Annotated in this window: 15 protein-coding genes; 1 reads left to right on the top strand and 14 read right to left on the bottom strand. The window is 71.9% G+C overall.

Annotated features, from left to right (window positions below; genetic code table 11):
* Positions 1–399 carry a Fur family transcriptional regulator gene (locus ACFSE6_RS16900; protein WP_388009992.1) on the top strand — a complete coding sequence of 133 codons (399 nt, stop codon included), beginning with the start codon at positions 1–3 and terminating at the stop codon, positions 397–399.
* Positions 400–432: 33 nt separating this feature from the next.
* On the opposite strand, the gene ACFSE6_RS16895 is transcribed toward ACFSE6_RS16900, so the two are convergent.
* The 14 genes from ACFSE6_RS16895 to ACFSE6_RS16830 all read right to left on the bottom strand — a co-directional run bounded on the left by ACFSE6_RS16895 (position 433) and on the right by ACFSE6_RS16830 (position 25,037).
* On the bottom strand, positions 433–1,266 hold the full coding sequence (locus tag ACFSE6_RS16895; protein WP_388009989.1) for an isoprenyl transferase: 834 nt from the start codon (positions 1,264–1,266) through the stop codon (positions 433–435).
* Complete coding sequence (gene recO / locus ACFSE6_RS16890; RefSeq protein ID WP_388009987.1) at positions 1,263–1,994, bottom strand: DNA repair protein RecO; 732 nt, start codon at positions 1,992–1,994, stop codon at positions 1,263–1,265. The genes ACFSE6_RS16895 and recO overlap by 4 nt, the downstream gene beginning before the upstream one ends.
* A 69-nt stretch (positions 1,995–2,063) precedes the next feature.
* The gene (locus ACFSE6_RS16885) at positions 2,064–3,185 is read right to left on the bottom strand and encodes a hypothetical protein (RefSeq protein ID WP_388009984.1); all 1,122 of its coding nucleotides are present in this window, start codon (positions 3,183–3,185) and stop codon (positions 2,064–2,066) included.
* A gap of 22 nt (positions 3,186–3,207) precedes the next feature.
* Complete coding sequence (leuA, locus tag ACFSE6_RS16880) at positions 3,208–4,974, bottom strand: 2-isopropylmalate synthase (RefSeq protein WP_388009981.1); 1,767 nt, start codon at positions 4,972–4,974, stop codon at positions 3,208–3,210.
* Positions 4,975–5,093: 119 nt separating this feature from the next.
* Positions 5,094–7,436 carry an FHA domain-containing protein gene (locus ACFSE6_RS16875; RefSeq protein ID WP_388009978.1) on the bottom strand — a complete coding sequence of 781 codons (2,343 nt, stop codon included), beginning with the start codon at positions 7,434–7,436 and terminating at the stop codon, positions 5,094–5,096.
* Positions 7,437–7,555: 119 nt separating this feature from the next.
* Positions 7,556–9,868, bottom strand: coding sequence for a transglutaminase-like domain-containing protein (locus tag ACFSE6_RS16870; protein WP_388009975.1), 2,313 nt, complete (start codon positions 9,866–9,868; stop codon positions 7,556–7,558).
* Entirely contained in the window at positions 9,865–11,157 is a 1,293-nt protein-coding gene (locus ACFSE6_RS16865) for a DUF58 domain-containing protein (RefSeq protein WP_388009972.1), read from the bottom strand. Before ACFSE6_RS16865 ends, ACFSE6_RS16870 begins: the two co-directional genes overlap by 4 nt.
* Positions 11,154–12,155 carry an AAA family ATPase gene (locus ACFSE6_RS16860; RefSeq protein ID WP_388009969.1) on the bottom strand — a complete coding sequence of 334 codons (1,002 nt, stop codon included), beginning with the start codon at positions 12,153–12,155 and terminating at the stop codon, positions 11,154–11,156. Before ACFSE6_RS16860 ends, ACFSE6_RS16865 begins: the two co-directional genes overlap by 4 nt.
* A gap of 46 nt (positions 12,156–12,201) precedes the next feature.
* The gene (locus ACFSE6_RS16855; protein WP_388009966.1) at positions 12,202–18,405 is read right to left on the bottom strand and encodes an Ig-like domain-containing protein; all 6,204 of its coding nucleotides are present in this window, start codon (positions 18,403–18,405) and stop codon (positions 12,202–12,204) included.
* Positions 18,406–18,573: 168 nt separating this feature from the next.
* The gene (locus ACFSE6_RS16850) at positions 18,574–19,275 is read right to left on the bottom strand and encodes a hypothetical protein (protein WP_465254180.1); all 702 of its coding nucleotides are present in this window, start codon (positions 19,273–19,275) and stop codon (positions 18,574–18,576) included.
* Between the two features lie 26 nt (positions 19,276–19,301).
* Entirely contained in the window at positions 19,302–20,954 is a 1,653-nt protein-coding gene (locus ACFSE6_RS16845; protein WP_388009963.1) for a serine/threonine-protein kinase, read from the bottom strand.
* Positions 20,951–22,603: a hypothetical protein gene (locus ACFSE6_RS16840; protein WP_388009960.1), complete on the bottom strand. Its 1,653-nt coding sequence runs from the start codon at positions 22,601–22,603 to the stop codon at positions 20,951–20,953. The genes ACFSE6_RS16845 and ACFSE6_RS16840 overlap by 4 nt, the downstream gene beginning before the upstream one ends.
* On the bottom strand, positions 22,600–23,472 hold the full coding sequence (locus ACFSE6_RS16835; protein WP_388009957.1) for a PP2C family protein-serine/threonine phosphatase: 873 nt from the start codon (positions 23,470–23,472) through the stop codon (positions 22,600–22,602). Before ACFSE6_RS16835 ends, ACFSE6_RS16840 begins: the two co-directional genes overlap by 4 nt.
* Before the next feature lie 56 nt (positions 23,473–23,528).
* Positions 23,529–25,037, bottom strand: a complete 1,509-nt coding sequence (locus ACFSE6_RS16830) for an alpha/beta hydrolase family protein (RefSeq protein ID WP_388009954.1) — start codon at positions 25,035–25,037, stop codon at positions 23,529–23,531.
* Positions 25,038–25,125 lie beyond the last annotated feature (88 nt).

Raw genomic sequence — 25,125 nt, 5'->3', positions numbered from 1 at the left:
ATGTTACGGATGACCCGCCAGCGCTCCGCAGTGCAGGAGCTCCTCGACAGGACCGACGACTTCCGCAGCGCGCAGCAGCTGCACGAGGATCTGCGCGCGTCCGGGAGCAGCATCGGGCTGGCCACGGTCTACCGCACGCTGCAGTCCCTCGCCGAGGCCGACGCTGTCGACGTCCTCCGCGGCGACGACGGCGAGGCGCTCTACCGCCGGTGCGCGCGGGAGAGCCATCACCACCATCTCGTGTGCAAGCACTGCGGGCGGACCGTCGAGGTCGAGGGCGCCCCGGTGGAGCGCTGGGCGGACAAGGTCGCCGAGGAGAACGGGTTCGTCGACGTCGATCACACCGCCGAGCTGTTCGGCACGTGCGGGCGGTGCGTCGGGCATCAGCGGACCGGGTGACCGGCACCAGCCTGCCCACCTGGCGCCGGCCGATCACGCCTCCGGGGCGTCGATCGCCGCGCCGTAGCGCCGGTCACGGCGCGCGTAGGTCTCCACGGCCTGCCACAGCGTCCGGCGGTCCACGTCCGGCCACGCCGTGTCGATGAACACCATCTCGGCGTAGGCCGACTGCCAGAGCATGAAGTTCGACGTGCGCTGCTCCCCACCCGTCCGCAGGAACATATCCACGTCGGGCAGCTCGGGCTCGTCCAGGTAGCGCGCGAGGGTGCGCTCACTGACGCGGCCGGGGTCGATCCGTCCGGCGACGGCGTCGCGGGCGAGTGCTGCCGCGGCGTCGGCGATCTCCGCACGGCCGCCGTAGTTCACGCACATCGTGAGTGTGCACACGGTGTTGTGCCGGGTCTGCTCCTCGGCGCGCTCGAGCTCGCTGATCACCGAGCGCCACAGCCGCGGCCTCCTGCCCGCCCATCTCACGCGGACGCCCCATTCGTCCATCTGATCCCGGCGGCGGTGCAGCACCTCGCGGTTGAAGCCCATGAGGAACCGCACCTCGTCGGGCGAGCGTTTCCAGTTTTCGGTGGAGAACGCGTACGCGGAGATGTGCGTGATGCCGAGCTCGATGGCGCCGGCCACCACCTCGAGCAGGGCGGCCTCCCCGGCGCGGTGGCCCTCCACCCGCGGAAGTCCGCGCGCGTTGGCCCAGCGGCCGTTTCCATCCATGACGACGGCGACGTGCCGTGGGATCAGCTCCCGCGGGAGGGCCGGTGGCCGCTCCCCCGACGGGTGCGGTGGCGGCGGGGTGGGATCGCGCCTGCCGCGCGCCTCGCCACGCGGTGGCACCCCGGCCCCTGGACGCGCACGGCTCATGCGCGCTCGACCATTCGCAGCGACTTCACCTGACGTTCGAGGTGCCACTGCAGGTACGCGGCGACCAGGCCGGACGCTTCGTTGCGGTGCCGCTGATCGGAATTGTCCGCGACCGACCACTCGCCCGACAGCAAGGCGCCGAGCAGCTCCATCGTCTCCGGTGCGGGCGAGGCGGATCCGGGCGGACGACAGTCGCCGCACATGGCGCCGCCCGCGGCCGCGTTGAAGGCTCGGTGCGGGCCCTGGGTACCGCACCGGGCGCAGTCGAAGCAGCTCGGTGCCCATCCGGCCACCGCGAGAGCGCGCAGCAGGTAGGAGTCGAGCACGAGCGAGGAGGGGTGGCGGCGCGTCGCCAGGGCGTGCAACGCCCCCGCGAGCAGCAGGTACTGCTGCGGCGCGGGGTCCCGCTCGATCTCCGTCAGCCGGGCCGCCGTCTCGGTCATCGCCGTCGCCGTCGTGTAGAGGCCGTAGTCCACGCCCAGGGAGCGCCCGTACGGCGCGATGGTCTCCACCTGCGTAATGGTGTCGAGGTTCCGTCCTCGGTGAAGCTGCACGTCGACGACGCCGAAGGGCTCGAGACGTGCACCGAACTTGCTCGTCGTCCGCCGCACTCCCTTCGCGACAGCCCGGACCTGGCCGTGCTCCCGGGTGAGCAGGCTGATGATGCGGTCCGCCTCCCCCAGCTTGTGGGTGCGCAGCACCACAGCCTCGTCCCGGTAGAGCTTCACCGGTCCATCATCCCAGTCCTGCGGCGCGATGCGGTGACCTGACGCGCCATGGACCCCGGTCGTCGCCGCTCACCCGCGCACGAGCCGGGCAAGCCGTCGACGCCGGAGGTGGGCCGCCCAGATCCGCAGATGGTCGAGCAGGAGCAGCACCGCGTGCGCGGCGACCCACGCCGTGAGCATCCAGCCGCCGCGTACGTGGCTTCCCGAGACCAGCGAGCCGAACATGGCGATGCCCAGGAGCCCCGCGGTCGCGAGGTAAAACCAGATGCCGACCGGTCGCGCCTGATCCGGCGGCACGCGGCTCGTCCAGTCCTGCGGGTCGCTCACCAGGCCGTAGAGCCAGGTCCACGCACGCCACGCCAGCAGCACGGGCAGGACACATGCCGTGGCCACCACGGCACCGGTCACGACGGCTCCGGCCGACGTCCCCGCCAGTGCCCAGACGGCGACGACGAGCGCGGCGAGCAAGGCCCAGACCCACCCGCACGCGCGGCCATACCCGGACCGCCCGACGATCCGGTGCGCCGCACCCGTCACCCACCGTCCCGCCGCGCCCGCGGCGCCGGCGTTGCGTACGCCGACCCACCGGGCGGGCGGGAAGGCGGCATCGCCGGAGGCGAGCCGGTGCGCCCTCGTGGTCGGTTCGGCCTGCTCGCTCTCGACGACCAACGTGAGCTGGTCGAGGGTGTGCCGCACCAGGTCCACCAGGGTGTCCATGCCGTGCTCGTCGTCCCAGGTAACGGTGAGGACGACGGCGTCGGCCGAGTCCGGCGGTATCAGGACGGCGACGCCGCGCACGTCCGGTCCGGTGCGCACCCCCCAGGGCCGGCTGAGCAGCAGGGGCGCGGTTCCGTACCGGGTGGGCACCGGACGGTGGTCCACGCCGCCGGTGCCACCCGACGCCGCCGGGGGCGGCTCGGCGATGCGCCGTCGCGCCTCGGACACCGAGCCTCGCAGCCGGCGCCGCTCCAACAGCAGGGTGGGCGGATGTCGATCCGGCCTGCCGGTAGGAACCGGTGCCGTGCACACGGCGACCGTCACCGCGCCGCCCGGCGGCGCCAGCACGCCCCACGGATCCTCGAACAGCGGCAGGCGGCCCTGTGCGAACACCTCGTCCGGCGAAGTCCGGGCGGCCCACCAGGAGGGCAGGGTCCAGTCGCGGATCACCAGCCCGCCGCCCTCCTGGCCCATACCGGATCGGGGAGCCGGCCTGTCAGCGCCGGGCGCGGTTGACCGCGGAGACGATCGCCTTGAACGACGCCGTCACCGTGGACGGGTCGATGCCGACCCCCCACAGCACCTGCCCGTCGACCTCGCACTCGACGTACGAGGCCGCCGTGGCGTCCTCGCCGCCGGAGAGGGCGTGCTCCGCGTAGTCCAGGACGCCGACGTCGACCCCGGCCTGCCGCAGTGCGTTGACGAAGGCGTCGATGGGTCCATTGCCCGAGGACGCGATCACCTTGGACTCGCCGCCGTCGACGAGGGTGACGGTCAGGGCCGCCTCCTCACCCTCGCCGGCCGAGGTGAGCGTGGTGCCCTCCAGGGTGAAACGGCCCCACGGCTCCAGTCCCATCGCCTCGGTGTGCGGCAGGTACTCGTCGGCGAAGATCGACCAGAGCTTCTCGGCGTCGATCTCCCCACCGTAGGCGTCGGTGTACTTCTGCACGATGCCCGAGAGCTCGATCTGCAGGCGCCGGGGCAGGTCCAGGTGCCGGGTCGAGGAGAGCAGGTAGGAGACACCGCCCTTGCCGGACTGCGAGTTGACGCGGACCACGGCCTCGTAGGTGCGACCGACGTCCTTGGGGTCGATCGGCAGGTACGGCAGGTCCCAGACGACGGCGCGTTCGTCGCCGCCGGCCGCGGCGACCTTCTCCGCCCGGTGCGCGAACCCCTTCTTGATGGCGTCCTGGTGCGAGCCGGAGAACGAGGTGTAGACGAGGTCGCCGCCGTACGGGTGCCGGGGGTGGACGTCCATCTGGGTGCATTGCTCGACGGTGCGGCGGATCTCGTCGATGTCGGAGAAGTCGATCATCGGGTCGACGCCCTGGCTGAACAGGTTCATCCCCAGGGTCACGAGGTCGACGTTCCCGGTGCGCTCGCCCTGACCGAACAGGCACCCTTCGATGCGGTCGGCGCCGGCGAGCAGGCCGAGCTCGGCAGCCGCCACTCCGGTGCCCCGGTCATTGTGGGGGTGCAGGGACAGCGCGACGTGCTCGCGGCGCGGGAGATGGCGATCCATCCATTCGATCTGGTCCGCGTAGACGTTCGGGGTGGCGCGCTCGACGGTGGCGGGCAGGTTGAGGATGATCTCCCGGTCCGCCTCAGGCTCCCAGACGTCCATGACGGCCGAGCACACCTCCAGGGCGTACTCGAGCTCGGTGTCGACGAAGATCTCCGGGCTGTACTGGTAGCCGAAGACCATCTCGTCGCCGAGCACTTTCTCGGCGTGCGCCATCACCTCCCGGGTGCCGGCCACGGCCAGTTCGCGGGTGGCCTCTCGATCGTTGTGGAACACGACGTCCCGGAAGACCGGCGCCGTCGCGTTGTACAGGTGCACATTCGCCCGTGCAGCCCCCACGAGGGACTCGACGGTGCGGTGGATCAGCTCGGGCCGGGCCTGGGTGAGGACGGAGACCGTGACGTCCTCAGGGATCGCCTCCTCCTCGATGAGGGACCGCACGAAGTCGAAGTCGGTCTGCGAGGCGGCCGGGAAGCCGATCTCGATCTCCTTGTAGCCCATCCGGACCAAGAGGTCGAACATCCGGCGCTTGCGGCCGGCGTTCATCGGCTCGATGAGTGCCTGGTTCCCGTCCCGCAGGTCCGTGGACAGCCATCGCGGGGCGTGGGTGGTGCGCCGGTCGGGCCACGTCCGGTCCGGCAGCTGCACCGGATTGGTCACCTCGAAGGGACGGTACTTCTCGACGGGCATCCCGGACGGTCGCTGGGCGCTCGCCACAGAGAAGCGCGTTTGCGTGGTCATGTGATTCTCTCCCTCGTCAGCTGGTGAGCCGGGCACGACGACCGCCGCGACGAGGGGCCGGCTGCTATCTGGCCTCGCCGCGGCACCGAAGGAGAAGCTGGTGACGCACGGTCAGGACTCTAGCGCGCGTGGTCCGCGTCGTCACGTTCCGCCTCATGCGGGCGCGGGCGCATCACGGTCGAGTCGAGGTCCTCGGCGTCCGGTTCGGCGCCGGCTGCCGGCTCGGGCGGGTGCGCCGAGACCGTGAGCTCGGTGGCACCTGCGCGCACGCGTGCGCCCGGTGGCGCGACGGTCGCCTGCCACGGCACCAGGCGCCGCTCCCCCGACCCGGTGACCAACACTGTGCCGTTGGTCGAGGACCGGTCGATGACCTGAGCGCCGTGGGCATCCAGGTGCACGGTGAGATGCGTCTTGGACAACGTGCGGTCCTCGAGCGCGAGGGTGTGATCGACCCGCTCACCGGCCCTGGGCGCCGGTGAGCGTCCGATGAGCGTGGTGCCGGGGGCGAGTAGATGCCCGTCGACGCGGACCTGCGGCACCTCGGAGCGGTGCGGCAGCGGCGCCGCCCCGGCCGCCTGCACGTGGTCGGCGTGCGCATCGCCGCCCTGATCGAAGCCGGCGTGCGCGTAGCCGAGCTGGTCGTACCCGGCATGGTCGTACCCGGGATGGTCCTGTCCCGCGGCCTGCGCCGGCTCTGCCGGCCACGGCCCGGATTGCGCAGCGTGCGGTTGCCGGGCCGGTCCGCCGTCCCACGGCGGGGAACCGTGCCAGCTCTGGTCACCCTGCCAGGCCTGGTCACCGTGCCAGGGCTGGTCACCGTGCCAGCTCTGGTCACCGTGCCAGCTCTGGTCGCCCTGCCAGGCCTGGTCACCCTGCCAGGCCTGCTCGCCTTGGAAGCTCTGCTCGCCCTGAACGGTCGGTTCGCCTCGCCACGCGTGCGCGCTCTGCCACTGCTGCGCGTCGTGCCAGGTCCCGGCCGGATCTCCGTCGGCCGGCCGGTCCGCAGCCCCGGACCGCCCGTGGCCCGAGCCGTTGACCTCCCGCAGCAGGTCAGTGACCTGCTTGTTGCTCGGGTGGCCCGTCAACGCACTGCGGACCCGCTGCCACCCACGTGCGGACGCCACGGCAGCCGTCCCGCACGCCGCCGTCCCGATGACGGATGCGAGCACGGCCCCGTACTCGGTGCTCGACGCGTACGCCGCAGTGGCCTCGACAAGGTCCCCGACGAGGCCGACCGCCCAGTACACCCCCGCACCGGCGGCGACGAGCGCCGCGAGCAGCCGCGGCGTGAGCGAGCCGACGGGCTCACCGCCGCCGCGTTGCTCGGCCGGCACGCCGCTGTCCGGCGCCCGGCGCTGTCCGGTCGCGTCGACGAGCTGGGGCATGAGTGCCCACAACGCCGCCCCTCGCACCAAGCGGGCGCCAGCACGCAGCACGACCACACCGCCGCCGATCCCGAGGGCGAGCAGGACGGCCGCGACCATGAACGCGGTCACCGCCGTCATGTCCAGTGACGATTCCGCCCCGAACCCGGCGCGCAGCACCACCGCGCCGGCGAGGCACAGCACCCAGCACAGCGCACCGAGCGCGAGCCTTGCGAGGTCGGTGTAGGCGGGCAGCAGCGTCCGCAGCGCGGACTGCCGCCGGATCGTCATCGATCCGTAGGTCGTCCAGTCGCGCCGGTATTCGGCCGGATCCAGGTAGTCCCGAGCAGGCGACGGCACCAAGAGCATGACCGCAGTCTGCCCGTTTCCGGCGCTCGCGTCGCCATCGAGGAGTCCGAAATCGTTGGTCGCGGGCTCCCAGGCCGCGGTGCGGATGCGATTCGCACCTGACAGCAGGCACAACGCCGCCGCGCCGGTCAGTGCGCCCAGCAACACCAGCAGCGGGACACCGAGCCGCTCGCCGGACCAGCCCGCGGCGCCGGTGACCGACGTGCCGGCCCCTGCGGAGCCGGACACCGCCTCCGTCGGCGCCCCCTCTGGTCCCCACGCCAGCACAGCCGCGAGCCCGAGGCAACCGGCGACCACAGCCAGGCCCGCGAGACCCAGCAGCCGCGCCCGGGATACCCCGGGCCGGTCGTCCGTCGTCCCCGCCCGGGTCGGTGTCGCCAACCACGCGGCGATCGCGCGGGAGAGGAGGCTTCCCGCCCGGACCACGACGACGCCGAGCGCGACGGCGGCCGCGGCCGTCACCACGGCTCCCCCTGCGAGTCCGGTGACGACCGCCGGATCGCCGCCGGCACGCCACTGGGACAGGGCGGTCGCCCCCAGTACGACCGCCCCGACTCCCAGCAGCCAAGCCGCTCCCCCGGCGATCAGCCGGGACGGGGCGGCGTATGCGCGGCCGAGCACGTCCAGCGCCTCCCGCCGTAGCGGTGCGAGCGTGTCGTTCGGCCCGAGCGGGTCCGCCACAGCTGCCGTGGACAGGTACGGCCGTGCGACCGGAGGAACGAACGGCACCCTTCCCCTCCTCGGTTGTGGCGGCGGCCCCGCATCTCTTTCCTACCGGTCGTGGCACTCGCCTGTCGCCCACCACGCATGGGGACAACTCCCCACGTCGCCGGGCCCATGGCTCCCGGTCAGCCGCGGCCTCGCCGCCGTGCGCTCCGCCGGTCACCGCGGCGGGAGCGGCCCAGGGAGCGGGTGGAGACACGTGCTCGCCACCATCGCCGGCGCCCGACGGCGGTACGCAGACTGCCCAGGGAGGTCTCGACGTCGTCCCAGAACCTCGCTGCGGCGGACTCGTCGGGCGCGCCGGGGCCGAAGGTGCCGGCGTCGGCCGACGATGCCAGATCCTGGGTCCGGGCCGGCGCGATGTCCACCGGTGGCGGCTGCCGGCGTCGCCCGGTGGCTGGAGCAGCAAGACCGGCGACGAGCTGACCGGCGGCCTGGCGCCGGGTCGCCGTCGGGGAGACCGTCACACCGAGATCGGTGCCGACGTCGAGGACCTCGTCCCAGCCACCCGCGAGCCGCGCGGCCGGCGCCCCGCTGAACCGTCGGCGTCGGCGCCGCCGGACCTTGAGGAGGACGATCATGAGCAGCGGGAGGAGCAGCACAAGCAGCAGTCCGCCGGCTCCGATCGCGATCCACGCCGCCAACGAGAGCGGATCGTCCTCGCGGACGTCGTCGTCGTCGATGTCGACGTCCTGCCGGTCCGAGGGCGGGGCGTCCGGCGGCTCCTGCGCCGGTGGCGGCGGCTGGAGCACCTGCGGCTGCGGGATCGACTCCGGGACGGTCTCCTCGTCCTGCCAGATGCGGTCCTCGTCCGGCGTCGGGTAGAACGGCACCCAGCCGTGCCCCTCGAACGGGACCTCGACCCACGCGCTGACCTCGTCCCCGGTCAGCTCAACCGGACCGTCGCCACGCTGTTGCGGCGCCTCGAACCCCATGACCACCCGCGCCGGGATCGACAGGGACCTCAGGATCAGGCCCATCGCTGCGGCGTACTGCTCCTCATCGCCCACCATCGGGTCGTCGCCGCCGAGCAGCGAGTCGAGCCGCGCGGCGCCGTGCCCGGCGAGCGAGGGCGTCTCCCCCTCGAGCCCGTGCGAGAAGTACCCCTGCTGCAGTGCCTGCTCGACGGCGCGGATGCGTCCGATCGGTGTCGACGCGTCCCCGGCCATCCGCTGGCCCGTGGTCGCGACGACGTCGGGAAAGGCCACCTCGGGTTGGCTCACGTCCGCCAGTGGCGCGCCCTCGAGCGCGGTGTCGTTCGGGATCTGCGGCACACCGGCGAGGAGCTCGTAGCGGTCGCCCCCACGCAACCCCGGCGTGCTCAGGCCGGTCTCGGTCGCCCGGTTGACGTACAGCCCGCGGGCGAGCTCGTCGGCGCGCTGCCCGGTGAAGTCCAGGTCGTAGGGCTTGCCGACCATCGGGACCCACACGTTGGCGTAGTCGCCGACCGTGAGCCGCACGGTATGGAGTCCGTCCTCCGGCAGCGTGGGCTCGATCCGGTCGCCGATGCGCTGGTACTGCCCCGTACCCGTCTCGGGATCGGCCGCCATCCAGGCGGTGCCGTCGTACTCGTCCAGCGTCGCCAGCCGCACGAGGGCACCGTCCGGAAGCCCGTCGACCGTCAGGATCGTGTCCTCTCGGTGATCTTTGACGTACTGGCGGAAACCGGCGAGCGGGCTGGGATAGTCGTGCAGGTCGGGCGGCGGGTCGACGTGCTCGCGCAGCACGAGGCGGCCCTGCGGCGGCGCCAGGACGCCGGCACCGGTGCCCGCGACCAGACCGACCACGACGAGGACCGCGACGCCGGGCCACCGGTTGGTGTGCAACCGGCCGCTCCGCCAGCTCCCCCAGACCAGGCCGACGCCGGTCATGCCGAGACCGAGCGGGATCGACGTCGAGACGTCGGCGGTGCCCATGAGGATCGAGCCGGCCAGCACCAGGAGCGGCGGGATCAGCGCGAGGGCGGGCCACCGCGTCCGCAGCGCCAACGTCACCGCGACGCACGAGGCCACCAGCGCGATGAGATACGGGGCGGTGAGCATGTTCCGGCCGGCACCCAGCGGCGGAAGGATCGTGACGATGTCCTTCCATGACGTGACCACCCCGCGGCCGACGGCGCCGAGCGTCTCGGGTGTGGGGACGGCTCCGGCCAGGGCGGTGGTGGGTGCACCCAGGGCCGAGAACGCGACGAACCCGGTGAGCAGCGCCGCGAGGACCGGGATGGGTCCCCACCGCCGGGCGGCACCGACCGTCGCGACGACGGTCCCGAGCAACGCGGCGGCGACGACCGCGATCGGCAGCCGGATCGTGCCGAAGACGGGAAGGAGCGGGGTGTGCGCCACCACCACGAGGAGGGTGACGACGGCGATGTCGACCCAGCGTCGCGCGATGAGGTCGGTCAGCCCGCCGGTCCGCTCGGACGAGGACGTCTCTGTCACCGCATCGCCTTCCGTAGCGAGTGGGGCAGATCGTCCAGCGTCGGGACGGTCACGACGGTGACGACGCCGACGGTCGAGACCCCGGGCGTGGCGTCGCCGTCGGCGCGGATGGCCAGCGCGCGGACCCCGATGGGCAGCACGGCTCCGGCGGCGCGCAGGTCGTGCGCGGTGACGGCCGATCCGCAGACGAGGATGGCCAGGGAGGCGTGCTCGATCTCGCTGCTGACCGTCTGCGCCATCGAGATCACGCTCTGCGTACCGGCTCCGGGCTCGAGCCGGGTGAGCTCGTCCAGCAGTTGCCGCCGGGACAGCGCCGTGAGCCGCTCATGACTGGTCAGGACGGTGAGGTCCTTCTCTTCCGCGAACGCCTGCAGACCGAGGGACCCCGCCGCGGAGATCGCGGTCTCCAGCTCCTCGTCGTCGTAGTAGTCGGCGCGGTTGCGGCTGAGGGCGACGACGATGTGCGAGCGGCGGGTCTCCTCGAACTGGCGGACCATGAGGGTGCCGGTGCGGGCGGTCGAGCGCCAGTGGATGTGTCGCCGGTCGTCCCCCGGGATGTACTCCCGCAGCGCGTGGAAGGCGAGGTCGGAGGGGGTGATGTCCCGGGTGGTCTGCCCCTCGAGGTCGTGCAGGAATCCGGCCGCGGATGAGGCGAGGCGGACGGTGCGCGGGTGGACGAACAGCTCTTCCACCTCGGTCCAGGTCATCGCGCGGCGGACCAGGCCGAGCGGGTCGCCGCGGACCGACCGCACCGGTCCGACGTCGATGACAGCCCGGCGGGAGGTCGGGATGGCGAAGAGCTCCTCGTGTTCGGCGCCACCGGAGAGTGCCGGCAGCGCGAAGGTGACCTCCGCGGCCCCGACCGGCATCTCGATCCGGGCGGGCATCACGCGGTGGTGGGAGGTGTTCCGGACCACGATGCCGGCCATCGCCCGGTCCCCGACCGCGACGCGCCGGTCGGACAGCCGCAGGTCGACGGCGTAGGGCTGGCGTCCGAGGGTGAACACCAGAGCGGCCACGAACACGGCCACGAGCGCGACGCCGGCCACGGCCAGCTCCAGCCACCCGAGCCGCCGCCCGGCGTACCAGCACAGCGCGCCGGTGAACAGCACCACCCAGCCGACGACGGCGACCCAGCGCAACGCCCCGCTGATGAGCTGCCGCGGCACGCGGGTGCGTTCCAACGCCTCCTGCGCGCCCGGGATCGTGGACAGGCGCTGGGTGAAACTGGTGCGCGAGGTCGAGCTGATCCGCCCCGTCGTCTCCCTGCCGGTGGTCTCCTGCGTCATGCGCCGGCGGCTCGCATGGTCGGCGGCGGCACGTCGGAGAGCACCGTCGCCAGCGCGTCGGGCGCGGTGGCGCCCTCGAACTCGGCCTCGGCCTCCAGCACGAGCCGGTGCGCCAGCACGGGCTCGGCGAGCTCCTGGACGTCGTCCGGGATGACGTAGTTGCGTCCGTGCGCGGCCGCCCACGTCTTGGTGGCCCGCACGAGAGAGAGGGCACCGCGCACCGAGACACCGAGGACGACGCCAGGGGCGCGCCGGGTCTCGGCGACGATGGTCGAGACGTACTCGAGCACAGAGGGGTCCACGTGGACGCCGTCGGCGAGACGGACCATGTCCGAGACGGCCTGGCCGGTGATGACCGGCTGCAGCGCTCCCGCCCGGTCCCGCTGGGCCGAACCGTGCAGGATCTCTACGGTCGCGGCCTGGTCCGGGTACCCGACGGAGGTCTTCATGAGGAACCGGTCGAGCTGCGCCTCCGGCAGCTTGTAGGTGCCGGCCTGCTCGATCGGGTTCTGCGTCGCGAGCACGATGAACGGCTTGGCCACCTGGTGGGTCACGCCGTCGACCGTGACCCGGCCCTCCTCCATGACCTCGAGCAGGGCGGACTGCGTCTTGGGCGAGGCGCGGTTGATCTCGTCGGCGAGGACGACGTTGGCGAAGACCGGGCCCTCGTGGAACTCGAACGTCTGGGCCTTCGGATCGAAGATCGACACGCCCGTGACGTCCGAGGGCAGCAGGTCCGGGGTGAACTGGATGCGGCTCGAGGTGGCCTGCAACGTCTGGCCGAGCGCCCGGGCGAGCTGGGTCTTACCGGTGCCCGGGTAGTCCTCCAGCAACAGGTGCCCACCCGAGAGCAACGTGGTGACGACCAGCCGCACCACGTTCTCCTTGCCGAGGACGGCGGCGGAGACGTTGCCGACGATCCGGGTGAAGGTGTCGGCGAACCAGGAGGCCTGCTCCTGGGTCATGACCTCGGTGGTCTGGGCGGTCGGGGTAGTCATCTGGATTGCTGCCTCGTTCCTCGGGTGATGGGCGGTCGGTCAGGGCTCACCAGGTCACGGTGTCGGACGCGCTCGCCGGACCGGAGATCCGGACGGTGACCCGCTCACCCGGGTTACCGCGGTACGCGGTGCTGTTCCATCGGCCGTCACCGCTCAGGTGCGCGTTGTACGTCCGCCAGGGGTTGCCCTCCGTGGTCTGGCTCGCGTGGATCTCGATCCGGTAGTTCCCGGCCGGGAGATCGCTGTACCTGAAGTCGATGTAGGCGCACGAGGAGTGCGTGCACGTGCCGTCCGGGTCACCGGGCGGGTGGTAGCCGTCGCGGTCCCGCACGAGCGTGACCGACGGATCGGGCGGTGGCGGCGGGTTGACGGTGCGTTCGCTGGCCTGGGCCGTCCGTTGCTGCCCGTCCTCGCGGACCACGCGGACCTCGGCCTCGTAGGTGGTGCTGTACTCCCCACCCTGGGTCGAGCTCCCCTGGCGGTTGATGTTGGACCATCCGCTCCAGCTGCCACCGTTGGTCCGGTAGCGGATCTGCTGACTCTCGACGTCCCGGCCGTTCCCATCCGGAAGCGACCAGGAGAACGTCACCTCGCGGTCCTGGGTGCGGCTCGCGTTCAGGCTCGCACTGCCCATGTCGCCGTACGGAACCGCCGCACCGGAGGCCTGGGACGGCGGGGACGCGTAGCTGTTCATGGCACGCACCCGGAAGGTGTACTGGCTGCCGTTGCTCAGGCCCTGGACGGTCCGGTCCGAGCGGAGCGACTGCCACCCGCCACCGTTGATCGAGACCTGGTAGCCGCGGATCGTGTCACCGTTCGGCTGCGAGTTGCGGAACTCGAGCTGGACCTCACCGGAGTCCCCGGTCGCGGTGGCCGTCGGTTGGCCCGGTTGCGACGGCCGGGCGAACGAGCGGACGGACTGCGACTGCGAGGACGTCTCGCCCCAGCCGGCCTTGTTCCGGGCCGCCACGGACACCGTGTAGTCCGAACCGGCGGGCGCGTCCTCCTGGAAGGAGGTGTCCGACGTCGTGAACTGCTTGAACCGTGCTCCGTCCCGCTGGATCGTCACGCGGTACTCCGAGATGGCGTCCCCGTTGTTGTTCGGCGGCTGCCACGAGCCGGTGATCTGTTCGGCGACCGGGTCGTCCACCCGCTGGACCTGCGGCGCGGCGGGCCTGGCCGGCGGCCCGGCCGGGACCTCACCCTGGGACCATCCGGACCAGTCCGAGGGATCCGGCGCCTGGTTCCGCGCACGGACCTGCACCCGGTACTCCTGCCCGTTCTCCAGCCCGGTCCAGGTGTAGCTCGTACCGGAGACGTTGACCTGACCACCACCGGCCGAGGGCGAGATCATCAGGTCGTAGGACTCCACCGGGGAGCCGTCCGAGTGCGGCTGGTTCCACTCGATCTCGAGCTGCTGGTCTCCGAACGTCAGAGTCGGCGGTTGCGGCGCCTCGGGCTTGACGTCGGGCCGCGCGGTGGCGGACGACCCCGAGGGTTCGGAGTCGCCGACCGAGTTGGTGGCGGTCACGGTGAAGGTGTACTCGACGTTGTTCGTCAGGCCGCCGATCGTGCATGTCGTCGTCGGGCACTGGGTCGTCGATCCGTCGGACGCCTCGACGGTGTAGCCCGTGATCGGCGCGCCGTTGTTCCCCGGAGCGGTCCAGTTCAGGACGACCTCCCGGTCACCGACCTCCTCGACGCGCGGCGGGGTGGGCCGCTCCGGGACGCCGATGACGTTCATCGTGAGCCGGCCCTCGACCTGGCGGCGGGCGTCGCCGGTGGCGTCCATGACGGTGAACGCGACGACGCCGCGGCCGACGAAGTCCTCACCGGGCGTGACGGTCACCGAGTCACCGTCCGTGGTCGCGTCGACGGTGCCCGTCTCGGTCTGCGCCGAGACGACCTCCATCGGTTCGCCGGGGAACGGGTTGTAGGCGCCGTCCAGGACGGGGACAGTGACCGACTCACCCTGTTCGAGCGTGCCGAGGTCACGGTCCTGCACGCCGGGCAGCGGGCGGTTCGAGGGAACGACGCTGGCGACGACGGTGCCGGGCACCGGGTCGTTGACCGGGTCGGCGACCGTGATCCCGATGTCGTGCTCGGTATCGGCCGGGGTGTCGGTGGCGGCGGAGACCGAGAGGTACGGCCCGTCGAGCTCGACGTCCAGCCCGTCGGGGATGTCGGTGACCTCGTAGGCGAGCTGGTTGAAGTCGGCGGTGTCCGGGTCCTGCACCAGATTCCGCAGGTTCAGCACCACCGGCTCCTCGCCCGGAGCGACCTCCACACTGCCGCCCTCGAAGGTGGGCGGGGTGTTGTCGCCGTCCGGCAGCACCGTGATCGGCAGCGTCAGCACCGAGCTGAGGCCCTCCTCGGCGGACTCACCGTCGGTGACCTCGAACGTCAGCGCGGCCGGGCCGGAGTAGCCGGCCGCCGAGGTGAACTGCAGCGTGGTCGCGTCCACCACCGGCGCGTCGCCGTTGGAGTTCGTGGCGGTGACCCCGGAGGAGTCCGTAAGGCGCACGTCGCCGCCGCTGGGGCTGACCACGTAGTCCTCGAGAGCCAGTTCGACCCGCTCGCCGGTGCGCACCTCGACCGGCGGGGCGTCGGTGCGCAGGACCGGGCCGGTGTCCTCGACTCCCGGGATGTCGATGAACGCGTAGGCGACGTTCCCGTCCTGGTCCTCGATCTGGTAGGTCAGGACGCGTCGTTCGGCCTCGACCGGGGCGCGGACCTGGTTGTTGACCACCGAGACGCCGTCGGGCGCGTCCGGCACGGACACCCGTAGCTGGTCCGTGGTGCCGTCCGGGTCCTCGTCGTTGTCCAGCACCGGGACCGTCACGGTGTCGTGATCGATGATGTCGGCGGCCGGGACGAGATCGTCGCGCGCGATCGGGGCCTGCAACGGCGCGTCCTCGGAGACGGTCACCTCCACCAGGCCGGTGTCCTGCCCGCCGCGGCCGTCGGTGACGTGGTACGCGACGGTGAAGCTCGTCTCCTCCTGCGGGGTGACGATCTTGAGCACCCCGTCCTCCGCGCTGATGTCGACGCCCTCGACCGGGTCGAACGGCTCGCCGAGGTCGCCGGTCGGCAGGTACAGCGGGTCGCCGTCCGGGTCGGTGTCGTTGGCGAGGACGTCGACGGTCACCTCGCGTCCGGGTCGCGCGATCACCTCGTCGTCCTGCGCCTCCGGTGACCGGTTGCGCTCCGGTGGCGGGACGACGCCGATCCGCACCGGGGCCTCGGCGACGAGTCCGAGCCGGTCGCGGACGATGTAGGTGAACTCGTCGGTCCCGTGCTGGTCCCCGTATGCCTCGTAGTCGAAGTAGCCCGGCCCGACCTCGACGATGCGTCCGAGCTCCGGGGCGTCGCCGGTGCCGAGCAGCTGGACCGAGTCGCCGTCCGGGTCGATGCCGAACAGCGGGACCTGCACGCGGATGCGTTCGCCGCTGAAGGCGCGCGTGTCCACCGGTTCTGGCTGCGGGGCGGAGTTGTTCTCCGTGTTCGCCTGCACGTGGACGGTCACCCGGGCCGAGGCCTCGTTGCCGGCCTCGTCGACGATCCGGTACACGACCTCGACCTGTTGCGGCTGCTCGGGTGCGCGGTAGCGCAGGGTGTCACCGGAGACGAAGAACAGCCCGGCATCGGGCTCGTCGACGAGTTCGTGGTCGAGCTCGAACTCCAGGCCCGCGGGGTGGGAGTCGTTCTGGAGCACCGGGATGGTGACGAAGTCCCCGGCGCGGACGGTCGCGGTGTCGTTCTCGGCCACCGGCGGCTGGGAGGCGGAGTCGCTCGCCACCGGCATGACGACCACCTGGCCGTCGGCGCTCTGCTCACCGTTGGAGACGGTGTATGTCAGGCGTACCGGCGTCGAGAGGGCCTGCTGGGAGCTGATCTTGAGGATGCGGTGCTCGAGCACCGAGACGACGAGCCCGGACTCCGGGGGCACGTCGACCTGCTGGACCGCGAGCAACCGCCCCGAGGGATCCTCGTCGTTGGCGAGGACGTCCACGAGGACGTTGCCGCCGTTGGGCAACAGCGCGGTGTCCTGCACCGCCACCGGCGGTCCGTCCTCCGGGTCGGTCACCTCGACCCGGATCAGGCCGCTGGCGTCCTTGCCGGTGTCGTTGACGACGGCGTAGGTCAGATAGTACGAGCCGGCGCGCTCGGCACTGAAGCGGAAGGTCCCGGCGTCGTAGTCGGGTGTGATCGTGCCGTCCCCGTTCTCCGCACGCACGTCCGCGAGACGGAGCGGCTCCCCCGACGGGTCGGTGTCGTTCTCCAGGGGCTCGACGACCACCTCCTCGCCGGTCGAGGCCTTGACGTAGTCGTAGACCGGGATCGGGGGGAGGTCGCCCTCGCTGCGCACGTCGACGTCGACCACGGCTGTGGTCGATTCGCGCCCGTCGGAGACGGTGACCTCGATCTGCTTGGCCCCCGCCTCCACGCCGGAGTCGACGAACTCGATCGACCCGTCCGGGGTATACCGGACCGTGTCGTCCTCGGGGCCCTCGGCGCCGAGCACCACGAGCTCGTCGCCGTCGGGGTCCTGCATGTCCTGCAGGATGTTGACCGAGCCGGTCGCCCCCGACGCGATGGTCATCCGGGTGTCCCGCACCTGCTCGGGTGGGCTGTTCTGGGACTCCGGGACCACCGACAGCGAGACGGTGGCGTCGTCCGAGCCTTCGCGCCCGTCATCGACCGTGTAGCTGAAGCTGCCGCCACCGCTGGCGTCCTCGGGCACCGAGACCTGGAGTGCCCGGCCGCCCATGACCGTGCGCACCTCGCCCACGGACTCGGGGAACCCGTCGACCGAGTCGATCGTGAGCAGGTCGCCGTCCGGGTCGGAGTCGTTCGCGAGGACCTCGAGCACGGTCGTCGAGCCGGGCCGCACGCCGAAGGTGTCGTCCTCCGCGATCGGGTCGCGGTTCTCCGCCTCGCGGTCCAGCGGCAACTGGTCGGTGATGTCCTGCTGGGACTCCTCCTCTTCCTCCTTGGTGGACTCGGGCGGGGTGACGTCGTCCCAGTTCTCGACGATCGTCATCGCCTCGTTCACCAGGTAGACGGTCCCGGTGAGGGTGTCGTTGAGGACCACCAGGCCGTGATTGGTCCGGAACTCGAGCTCCGAGTCGTCGACCGTGTCCGGGATGGCGGCCTCGGTGGGGGCCCCGTCCCCGCACTGCTGGAGGTAGGTGCTCTCCGAGCCCGCCCACGCGGCGTGCACGCAGCCGCTCACCACGAGGGGGGTCGCGGGGCTGCCGGCTGCCGGGGCCCGGACCACGGATGGGTCGTCCCCGTCGAGCGGGACATGGACGAGGGCGTCGCGGGTGGTGAGGATGACGTCGTCCTGCTCGGCGCTGACCTCCTGCAGCCGTACCTCGGAGACGTCGAGTTCGAGCCCGGTCAGATTGACCGGCTCGGCGTCGGGGCGTGCGAGCCAGAGCTCGTCCTCGGCTGTTCGCACGAGCACCACCGGCGTCGAGCCCACGACGCTGACCTGGGTCTCCGCCTCCTCGAACAGCCGCGGGGCGAGGCCCAGGTCGGCCGTCTCCAGCTCGACGGGCTCGACCTGCTCGCCGTCCTCTCCGTCCTCGGCCGCCTGCGCCGCCTCGGCCTGGCGCTGTTCGGTGCCCTTGGGGATGGTGGTGACGGTGCCGTCGTCGGTGGAGACGCCGTAGGTGGTGCCGTCCCGCCCGACCGCCACCGCCGCGTCGCCTCCGAGCGAGGCCTGCGGCTCGGCGTCCTCGGAGGCGAGCAGACCGAGCCCGCTGAACGGCGCCGTACGCACCTGGCCGGATGCGACGTCGAGGACGGCGACCACCCCGCCCCCCATCTCGACGTCGTGCTGCGAGGGAAGCGTGACCGCCCCGTCGGTCATGCTGACCGTGGCGGGGTCGACGACGTTGAGGAGGTTGGCGCCGGAATCGACGGAGAGGACCTGCGAACCATGCTGGAGGACGTCGATCTCTTGACTGGTCGAGGTCACCGACCCGTCGAGCTGCTGGACCGGGTAGTTGACCCGGCCCACCCGCGTCTCCGAGCCGTTACTGACCCAGACGCCTCCGTCGTGCAGTTCGACGTCGGCCGTCGCGGTGCCGTCGTAGAGGAGACTGGCGGCGATGACGCCGCCGGTGAGGATCCCGAGCACCCCGCCGCCGATGAGTCTGCGGCGGTTGCGTCGACGCCGTTCGGCGGCACGGCCGGTCGCACGCGGCTGTGCTGCCTTCTCGCGCGTTCTCAGTCGACGCACGGAACGTTCCCCCCAAGAAGCTGCCTCAGTCCTGGCCACGAGGACCGCAGCGATGCTACCTGACAGGACCGGAATACCCCATAAGGCGTCCGATTCATCCGTCGGGGAGAACTCCCCACCGCGCCGAGTCGGAGCAGAGCTGTGGGGCCGAGCCCTGACTGCCGGCCCTCAGTCCTCCGCGAGGCTCGGTGCCTTTTCCAGCAGCGGGAGGTGATCTGCGGTGACGAGCCGGGATGCGACGGCGTGCTCGACCAACCGTGCCCGGCGGTTGACGGCGAGCTTTCCCGCTTCGCCGCGCAGGCCGCGCACACCGTGCCGGTGCAGCTTGTCGCACACGTTGTCGAGCTTGCGGTTGAACCGGGTGATGGTCCAGCCGAGTCGCTCAGCGGCCTGCTGGGAGGTGGGGATCGACGTCGTCGAGCCGCGGCCCGAGAGCACCGGCTCGGCGAGGGCGAGGACTAGCTGGAGCTGCGACTCGGTGAAGGTCACCGGGCCGATGGTGGTCTCGCCGACCTCCACCTCCTCCTCGGGACGCGTCGGCAGGAACGTCGGATCGTCGTTGACGACGGTGAGCTCATAGGTGGTCGGTCCGGCGGTGAACAGCACACTGGTGCGGGCGTAGACGAGCGGCAGGCGCGCCCCGGGGGCGAGCCACGCCTGGGTGTTGCCCTCGGGGTCAGCGATGGTCGCTGAAAGCCGGGAACCGACGTTCTCCATCCACCACAAGTCCGCGTGGGAGGAGATCTCGAGGAAGCGACGATGCAGGTAGGGGTTGTCGTCGATCTCCAGCGGGCCCTCACGTCCGATGACGAACGGCTCGTCCGCCGCGATGGTGAACCACTCGCCGCAGAACTCCAGCTGCATGCCCATATGTTCGGTACTCCTCGGTCGTCTCGCTACGCGCAGGCCGTCGCGGGGTCGGTGGAGGTCCGGCCGTTCTCGAGCCGGATCTTCACCGACACGCAGACCTCGTCCGGGGCGTCCTCGATCACGGCGCGGGCTTCGTCGGCAGGGATGACGTCCGTCGGTGCCCCGGGGTCGGTGCGTTGCCACGTGAACGAGACTTCACCGTCGCCCGGCACGTCGTCGGGCACGGACCAGGTGAAGGTCACCTCGTTCCGCTGGCGCTCGCCCTCCAGGTCCACCGGACTCGGGACCGTGTCCGGCACCGTGATGGTCGGCCCCGCCGTCGGGCCGGGGTCGTCTCCGGGATCACCCATCAGGCGGCCCGCGCCGAGGACGATTCCCGCAGCCACCGCGACGGCGGCGACGGAGACCACGACCGTGAGGACGACGTTGCGCCGGCTTCCGGTGGACTCGTCCGGACCCGTCTGCGCAGAGCCGTAGCCCGGCTGTCCACCGGGGTCAGCGACGTAGCCGTTCCCCGGCACGCCCGCGCCGGCCTGCCCCGGCACGGGGTACCCGGAGCCGGGGTACTGACCGGCTGACCTGGCAGGTCCGCCGCCGGGGTCCGGTGTCACCGTCGCTGCCCGCACCCGGGTGGCCTCGACCGGTGCACCGCCGTGCGCTGCCGGTGCCGGCGACGACGGCGACGGCGACGCGCGGCGGTGCGGGTCGACCTCGACCACCTGGCGCACGACAGTCCGCTGATCGGCCGGCCGATCGTGCCCATCGCCGCCGGACTGATCGCCGTGGTCAGGCCCGCCGAGCCAGGAGGTGTCCGGCAGCTCCAGGTCCGTCAGCGGCAGGCGCATCTCCTGCTCGACCGCCTGCAGCGCGTGTCCCAGGTCCACGGCGCTGGGGTGCCGCTGAGCGGGGTCCTTGGCCATGGCACGCTCGAGCACCCGCTGCAGCGAGACCGGGACGTCCTCGCGCCCGATGGGCGGCACGGGATCCCGCCGGATCCGCATCGTGAGGTCGAGGCGGGTGTTCGGGCCTCCGGGCCGGGAGAACGGCGACCGGCCGGCCAGGAGGGTGTAGAGCGTCGCCCCGAGGCTGTACACGTCGCCGGACACCCCGGACGGCACGCCACCTTCGACCGACTCGGGCGGCGCCCACGGGATGGACAGCCCCGCCGTCTCCTCGAGCGTGGTGGACGTCAGTCCGGCGATGCCGAAGTCGGTCAGCGCCGGGCGGCCGTACTCGTTGGTGAGGAGGTTCGCGGGCTTGATGTCACGGTGCACGATGCCGGCCCGGTGCGCCGTCTCGAGGGCAGCAGCCACGCGCACGCCGATCCCGATCGTCTCAGCCACACCGAGCGGCCGGACCTTGATGCGCTCGGCGAGGTTGGGCAGCGGGCAGTACTGCATGACCAGGTACGGACGCCCGTCCGCCGCCTCGCCGGCGTGGTACAGGTCGACGATCGAGGAGTGCCCGGAGAGCGCGGCCATGAGATTGGCCTCGTCGATGAACTGCTCCCGCGGCTGTCCCTCGGTCGCCTCCTTGGTGAGCACCTTGACGGCGACCTTCCGGCGCGGCAACCGCTGCTGATACAGGTACACGTCGGAGAATCCGCCGGATCCCAACAGCTTCTCGAAGGTGTATCCGGGCAGTTCCGGATGCTGGGCCGGAGCCCGACGCGGACTCACGAACCGCCCTCGCTTGCAGCCATCACGGTCACCGTGACACCGGTGCCGATCTCGATGACCCCGCCCGGGGGCACCGGAACCCCGGATCCCGGGTGCAGCCGGAACGCGGGGCGCCCGGGCAGGAACACGATGGTGCCGTTGGTCGAGTTCATGTCCGTGACGACGGCATGGTCCCCGGCCGGCCGGACCTCGACGTGCGTGGCCGAGATGTCTCGCTCCGGATTGGTGACCGTGACCAGGCGGGGCACCTCGTTCCCGTGGAACCGGGCAGACTCGGGTGCGCGGCCGAGCAGGAGCGGCTGGCTCATCACCACCCGTTCCCCGTTCGACATGAGCAGCTCGAGCCGGCCCGTCGTAAGACCGGGTGCGCCCGCGTCGGTAGCCGGTGGCTCGGCCCCGCCCGTCCCGGCGGGATGTTCCTGCCCCGCCGCCTGGTCCCGGAGTGCCGCGAGCTCGCCCGGCAGCACCGTCTCACCGTCGTGGTCGCCGTCGTCCCAGGCGGGTAGGGGCGTCTGGCCGGTCGGAGCGCTGCCGGGAACCGGCGTGGCCGATCCCTCCGTGGGCACACTGCCGGGGGCGGCGGGCACCTGGGTGTTGGGTGCGGCAGGCTCCGCAGCGTCCTCTCGCCGTGCCCACGGCACCTCGGAGATGATGCCCGTCTCCGGCTCTGCTGCCGGCGAGCCCGCGCCGTTGGTCCCGGGGGTGGTGGCGTTACCGGCCGGGCCGGCTGAACCACCAGTGCCCGGGCCGCCGGGGGCGAGGATCGTGTGGTCGTCCTCCTCCGCCGTCGCATCCTCAGGCGCCGGGTTCTCGCCGACCGGCCCCTGGGGTAGCGGGAAGGTGTCCGGCTCGGATCCGAGCACGGGGCCCGCGGGCGGCTCCGTTTGCTCGGCGACGGCAGTCTCCCGGCCGGGCTGCGCCGCGTCATCGGAGCCCTCGCCAGGCGCGTGGTCCACGTCCGGCTGTTCGTCGGCGGGTACCGGTGCCGGCTCCTCGTCCGGGGCACGCGTCACCTCGAGCGCGTCGGCGCCGTCCGGTCGCTCGGGAGCCGCCGAAGGCTCCGCACCTCCGCTCCCCCCGCCGATGGCGGCCGCCAACGCGGGCGCCTGCATCAGGGTGAGCTCGAGATCGTCCTCGTCCCTCTCGCCGGTGCCGGATGGCTCCGCCACTTTCAGGCCGGCCCGGAGATCGGCCGTGCCCGTCTCGGTGGCCGAACGCAGTGCGGACACCAGCGCGACGCCGGCTCCCAGGGGCAGCCACAGCTCGTCCGGTCCCCCGGCCTCGGCGGCACCCGACGGCTGCGGGGACTCCCCGGCTGTGATGGCGAACCTGTCACCGCTGAGGACGGCCTCGCGCCAGGTCGCGTAGCCCGCACCGGTCAGCCGCTCGTCACCGCACTCGACGGTCAGATCACCGCGCACCAGCACGCCGATGCCGTCGGGGCGCGCCTCGACCATGGCGAACGCCGGCAACGTCCGGATCCCTCGCTCGGCGAGGTGCTCGACCCAGGTGGCCAATCGTGATCCGCCGCTGGCCAGGCGCCACAGATCGCGTGCCGCGGCCAACCCGAGGTCCGGGTGCAGCAGGGCCACCGAATCGGTGGTGACCAGGCCGATCCAGTTGCCGGTGCGGTACTCGTGCACGATCACGCCCGGCTCCCTTCACCGGGAAGCGTCATGCTCACGTCGTCCTCATCCTCCTCCGCCGCACCCGGCGTTCGTGCGGTCGTGTCCTCGTCGCCGACGTCGTCGGGGGCGTCGACGACCACGGCGGTCACGTTGTCGCTCGCGCCACCGGTCACCGCGTGGCGCACCAGCGTCGAGGCCGCGTCTCCGGCGTCTCCCACGGTGGCCAGGACGGCGGCGATGGCGTCGTCCGAGAGCTCGCCGGTCAGCCCGTCGGTGCAGATCAGCAGGCGCTCGCCGGCCTGGACGCGCAGCATCCAGAAGTCCACCTCGCTGTCGGGACCGGTGCCGATCGCGCGGGTGATGACGTTCCGGCGCGGATGGACGCGTGCCTCGGCGGGGTCGATCGTCCCGGCGTCGATCATCTCCTGGACCAACGAGTGGTCGACCGTGACCTGTTGCAGGCGGCCGGCGGAGAACCGGTACACGCGCGAGTCCCCGACGTTGAGCACCAGCCAGTAGAGCTCGCCGTCCTGCTCGGTGAGCACAGCGCCCGCCGCGGTGGTTCCGGCGACCGGATCACGCCCGTCGGTCTCCACCCAGCCGGCGACGGTCTCCTCGAGCATCGTCCGGCGGATGTTGTCCTCCGCCTCGCGGACCGCCTCGACCACCCGCTCGGCGGTGACCGGCCGCTCCGCACCGGCGAGTGCCCGGAACGCGTCGACCACGGTCTGGCTCGCCATCTCGCCGCGGGCGTGCCCTCCCATGCCGTCGGCGACGACGAACACAGGATCCTGGGCGAACGCGGCGTCCTCGTTGACGCTCCGCCGGCCACCGGCATCGCTGGCCACACCCCACTGCGTCAACGTCCGCTCCTTCTGCCCATCGTTCACCACCCCATAGCGTGCCATGCCCGCGCGATCACCCGTCGCGGCGCATCGTGCGGCCGTCACAGCACGGTCGGGTACACGCCCCAGTACGCGGCCGAGAGCAGCAGGACGACGCTGCCGGCCAGCACCGTCCAGGCGGCCCCCTTGCCGAGCCGTTCCCGGATCGAGGCGGCCTTCGGTGCCCGGTGCAACGCGGAGACCGTGAGCACCACCATGACGGCGGCGAGCACCCCGGTGGCCTGGACGACGATCCAACCCCCCTGAACGAGGAACGCGTCCTGTTCGTAGTTGAGCGCGAGTGAGGCCACGCCCATGAGGTAGGAGGCGAACATGATCCAGGTCGCGAGTGTGGCCATACCCAGCCCTGCCGCCAGGCGTGCCATGCGTGCGCTACCGCCGTCGCGTTCCTGGCTGCGCACGAGTGCGCGCAACCGCGAGACGATCACCGCGACACCGACCACGCTGCCGGCCACCAGCAGACCTGCGCCGGAGAGCAGGACGACGACGATCATGTCCCCGGTGGCGTACCACCGCGGCCGGTCGACCGGGTCCGCGCGAAAGCTCTGCACCGGTTGTGCGCCGGCGATGGTCGGCGGCGCCGACGCCGTTTGCGGTAGGCCGAGCGTCCACCGTGCCACGTCCCGGGGGAAGGCCGGCACCAGAGTGCCGTCGTCGTCCCGGATCCCGTGGTTGCCGTCCTCGTAGTACCGGATCGTGTAGTTCGGGTCGCCGCCCGCCTCCATGTCCTCCATCAACGCCTGCGCGCCCTGGACGATCGGCATGGAGCTGTCCGCAGCCCCGTACACCATGAGCACCGGCTGGGTGAGCTGGCGGTGGTACGGGCGGACGTCGAAGTCGAAGTAGTCGAATCCTCCGCCGGGGATCGAACCGCCCACCAGGCGCGGGATCGCCCGCAGCAGCCGGCCAGGTACGCCCACGTCACGCAGGTAGTTGTCCGCCGCGAACGCGCCCTGCTCGCGGATCGGCAGCACCGGGGCGGAGACGAGCACGACGAACGCGACCTGGGGATCCAGTACGGCGGCGACCGGCGCGGACATCGCACCTTCGCTCTCGCCGTACACGCCCACCCGTGCCGGATCGACGCCCGGCCACGAACGGAGCGCGTCGACCGATGCGAGGTAGTCCTCCGCCATCGCCACGTAGTCCCGGTCCCGGGTGGTGTAGTTGTCCGCGCGTTTGTCCGGAACCATCGTCACGATGCCGGCGCTGGCGAGTTGCTCCGTCGTATCGGCGAAGTTCTCGTGCGTGGCGGTGCCCGCCCCGTGCATGAACACCATGCCGGGACGTGGGTCGGGAGCGCCCACCGGCTCGGTGATCGTGGCCTCGACGGTGACCTCGTCCGTGATCGCGACGTCCACCACCTGGGAGCGTACGTCGTACGTGCCCACCGGGTCGGTCGGTACGTCCGAGCCGATGGTGGTGTCCTCGGTGTGCGAGACCAGCGTCTCCTCGAGGGGCTGCGGGTTCCAGCCAGGGCCGGCCAGGGACCCGATGAGTCCGAGGAGGAGAACCAGCACGACGCTGGCACCCACCCGCCGATATCTCACCTCGCCAGGGTAATCACCATGCCGATCGCCCCCGCCAGCCAGCACCGCGGGGCCTCTCACGCCCACCCTCCACTGCGCTTTCGTCAGA

The sequence above is a fragment of the Georgenia deserti genome (assembly GCF_042680605.1).
Taxonomy (GTDB): Bacteria; Actinomycetota; Actinomycetes; order Actinomycetales; family Actinomycetaceae; genus Allobogoriella; species Allobogoriella deserti.
Note: the sequence above shows the minus strand (reverse complement) of the source record. Positions and strands in the feature narration are given on the sequence as shown.

Bases quoted from the DNA above. Each gene is read 5' to 3' on its own strand.
- ACFSE6_RS16860 (WP_388009969.1), bottom strand. From the start codon at position 12,155: ATGACTACCCCGACCGCCCAGACCACCGAGGTCATGACCCAGGAGCAG.
- leuA (WP_388009981.1), bottom strand. From the start codon at position 4,974: ATGACCACGCAAACGCGCTTCTCTGTGGCGAGCGCCCAGCGACCGTCC.
- ACFSE6_RS16885 (WP_388009984.1), bottom strand. From the start codon at position 3,185: ATGGGCCAGGAGGGCGGCGGGCTGGTGATCCGCGACTGGACCCTGCCC.
- ACFSE6_RS16895 (WP_388009989.1), bottom strand. From the start codon at position 1,266: ATGAGCCGTGCGCGTCCAGGGGCCGGGGTGCCACCGCGTGGCGAGGCG.
- ACFSE6_RS16850 (WP_465254180.1), bottom strand. From the start codon at position 19,275: ATGGGCATGCAGCTGGAGTTCTGCGGCGAGTGGTTCACCATCGCGGCG.
- ACFSE6_RS16865 (WP_388009972.1), bottom strand. From the start codon at position 11,157: ATGACGCAGGAGACCACCGGCAGGGAGACGACGGGGCGGATCAGCTCG.
- ACFSE6_RS16900 (WP_388009992.1), top strand. From the start codon at position 1: ATGTTACGGATGACCCGCCAGCGCTCCGCAGTGCAGGAGCTCCTCGAC.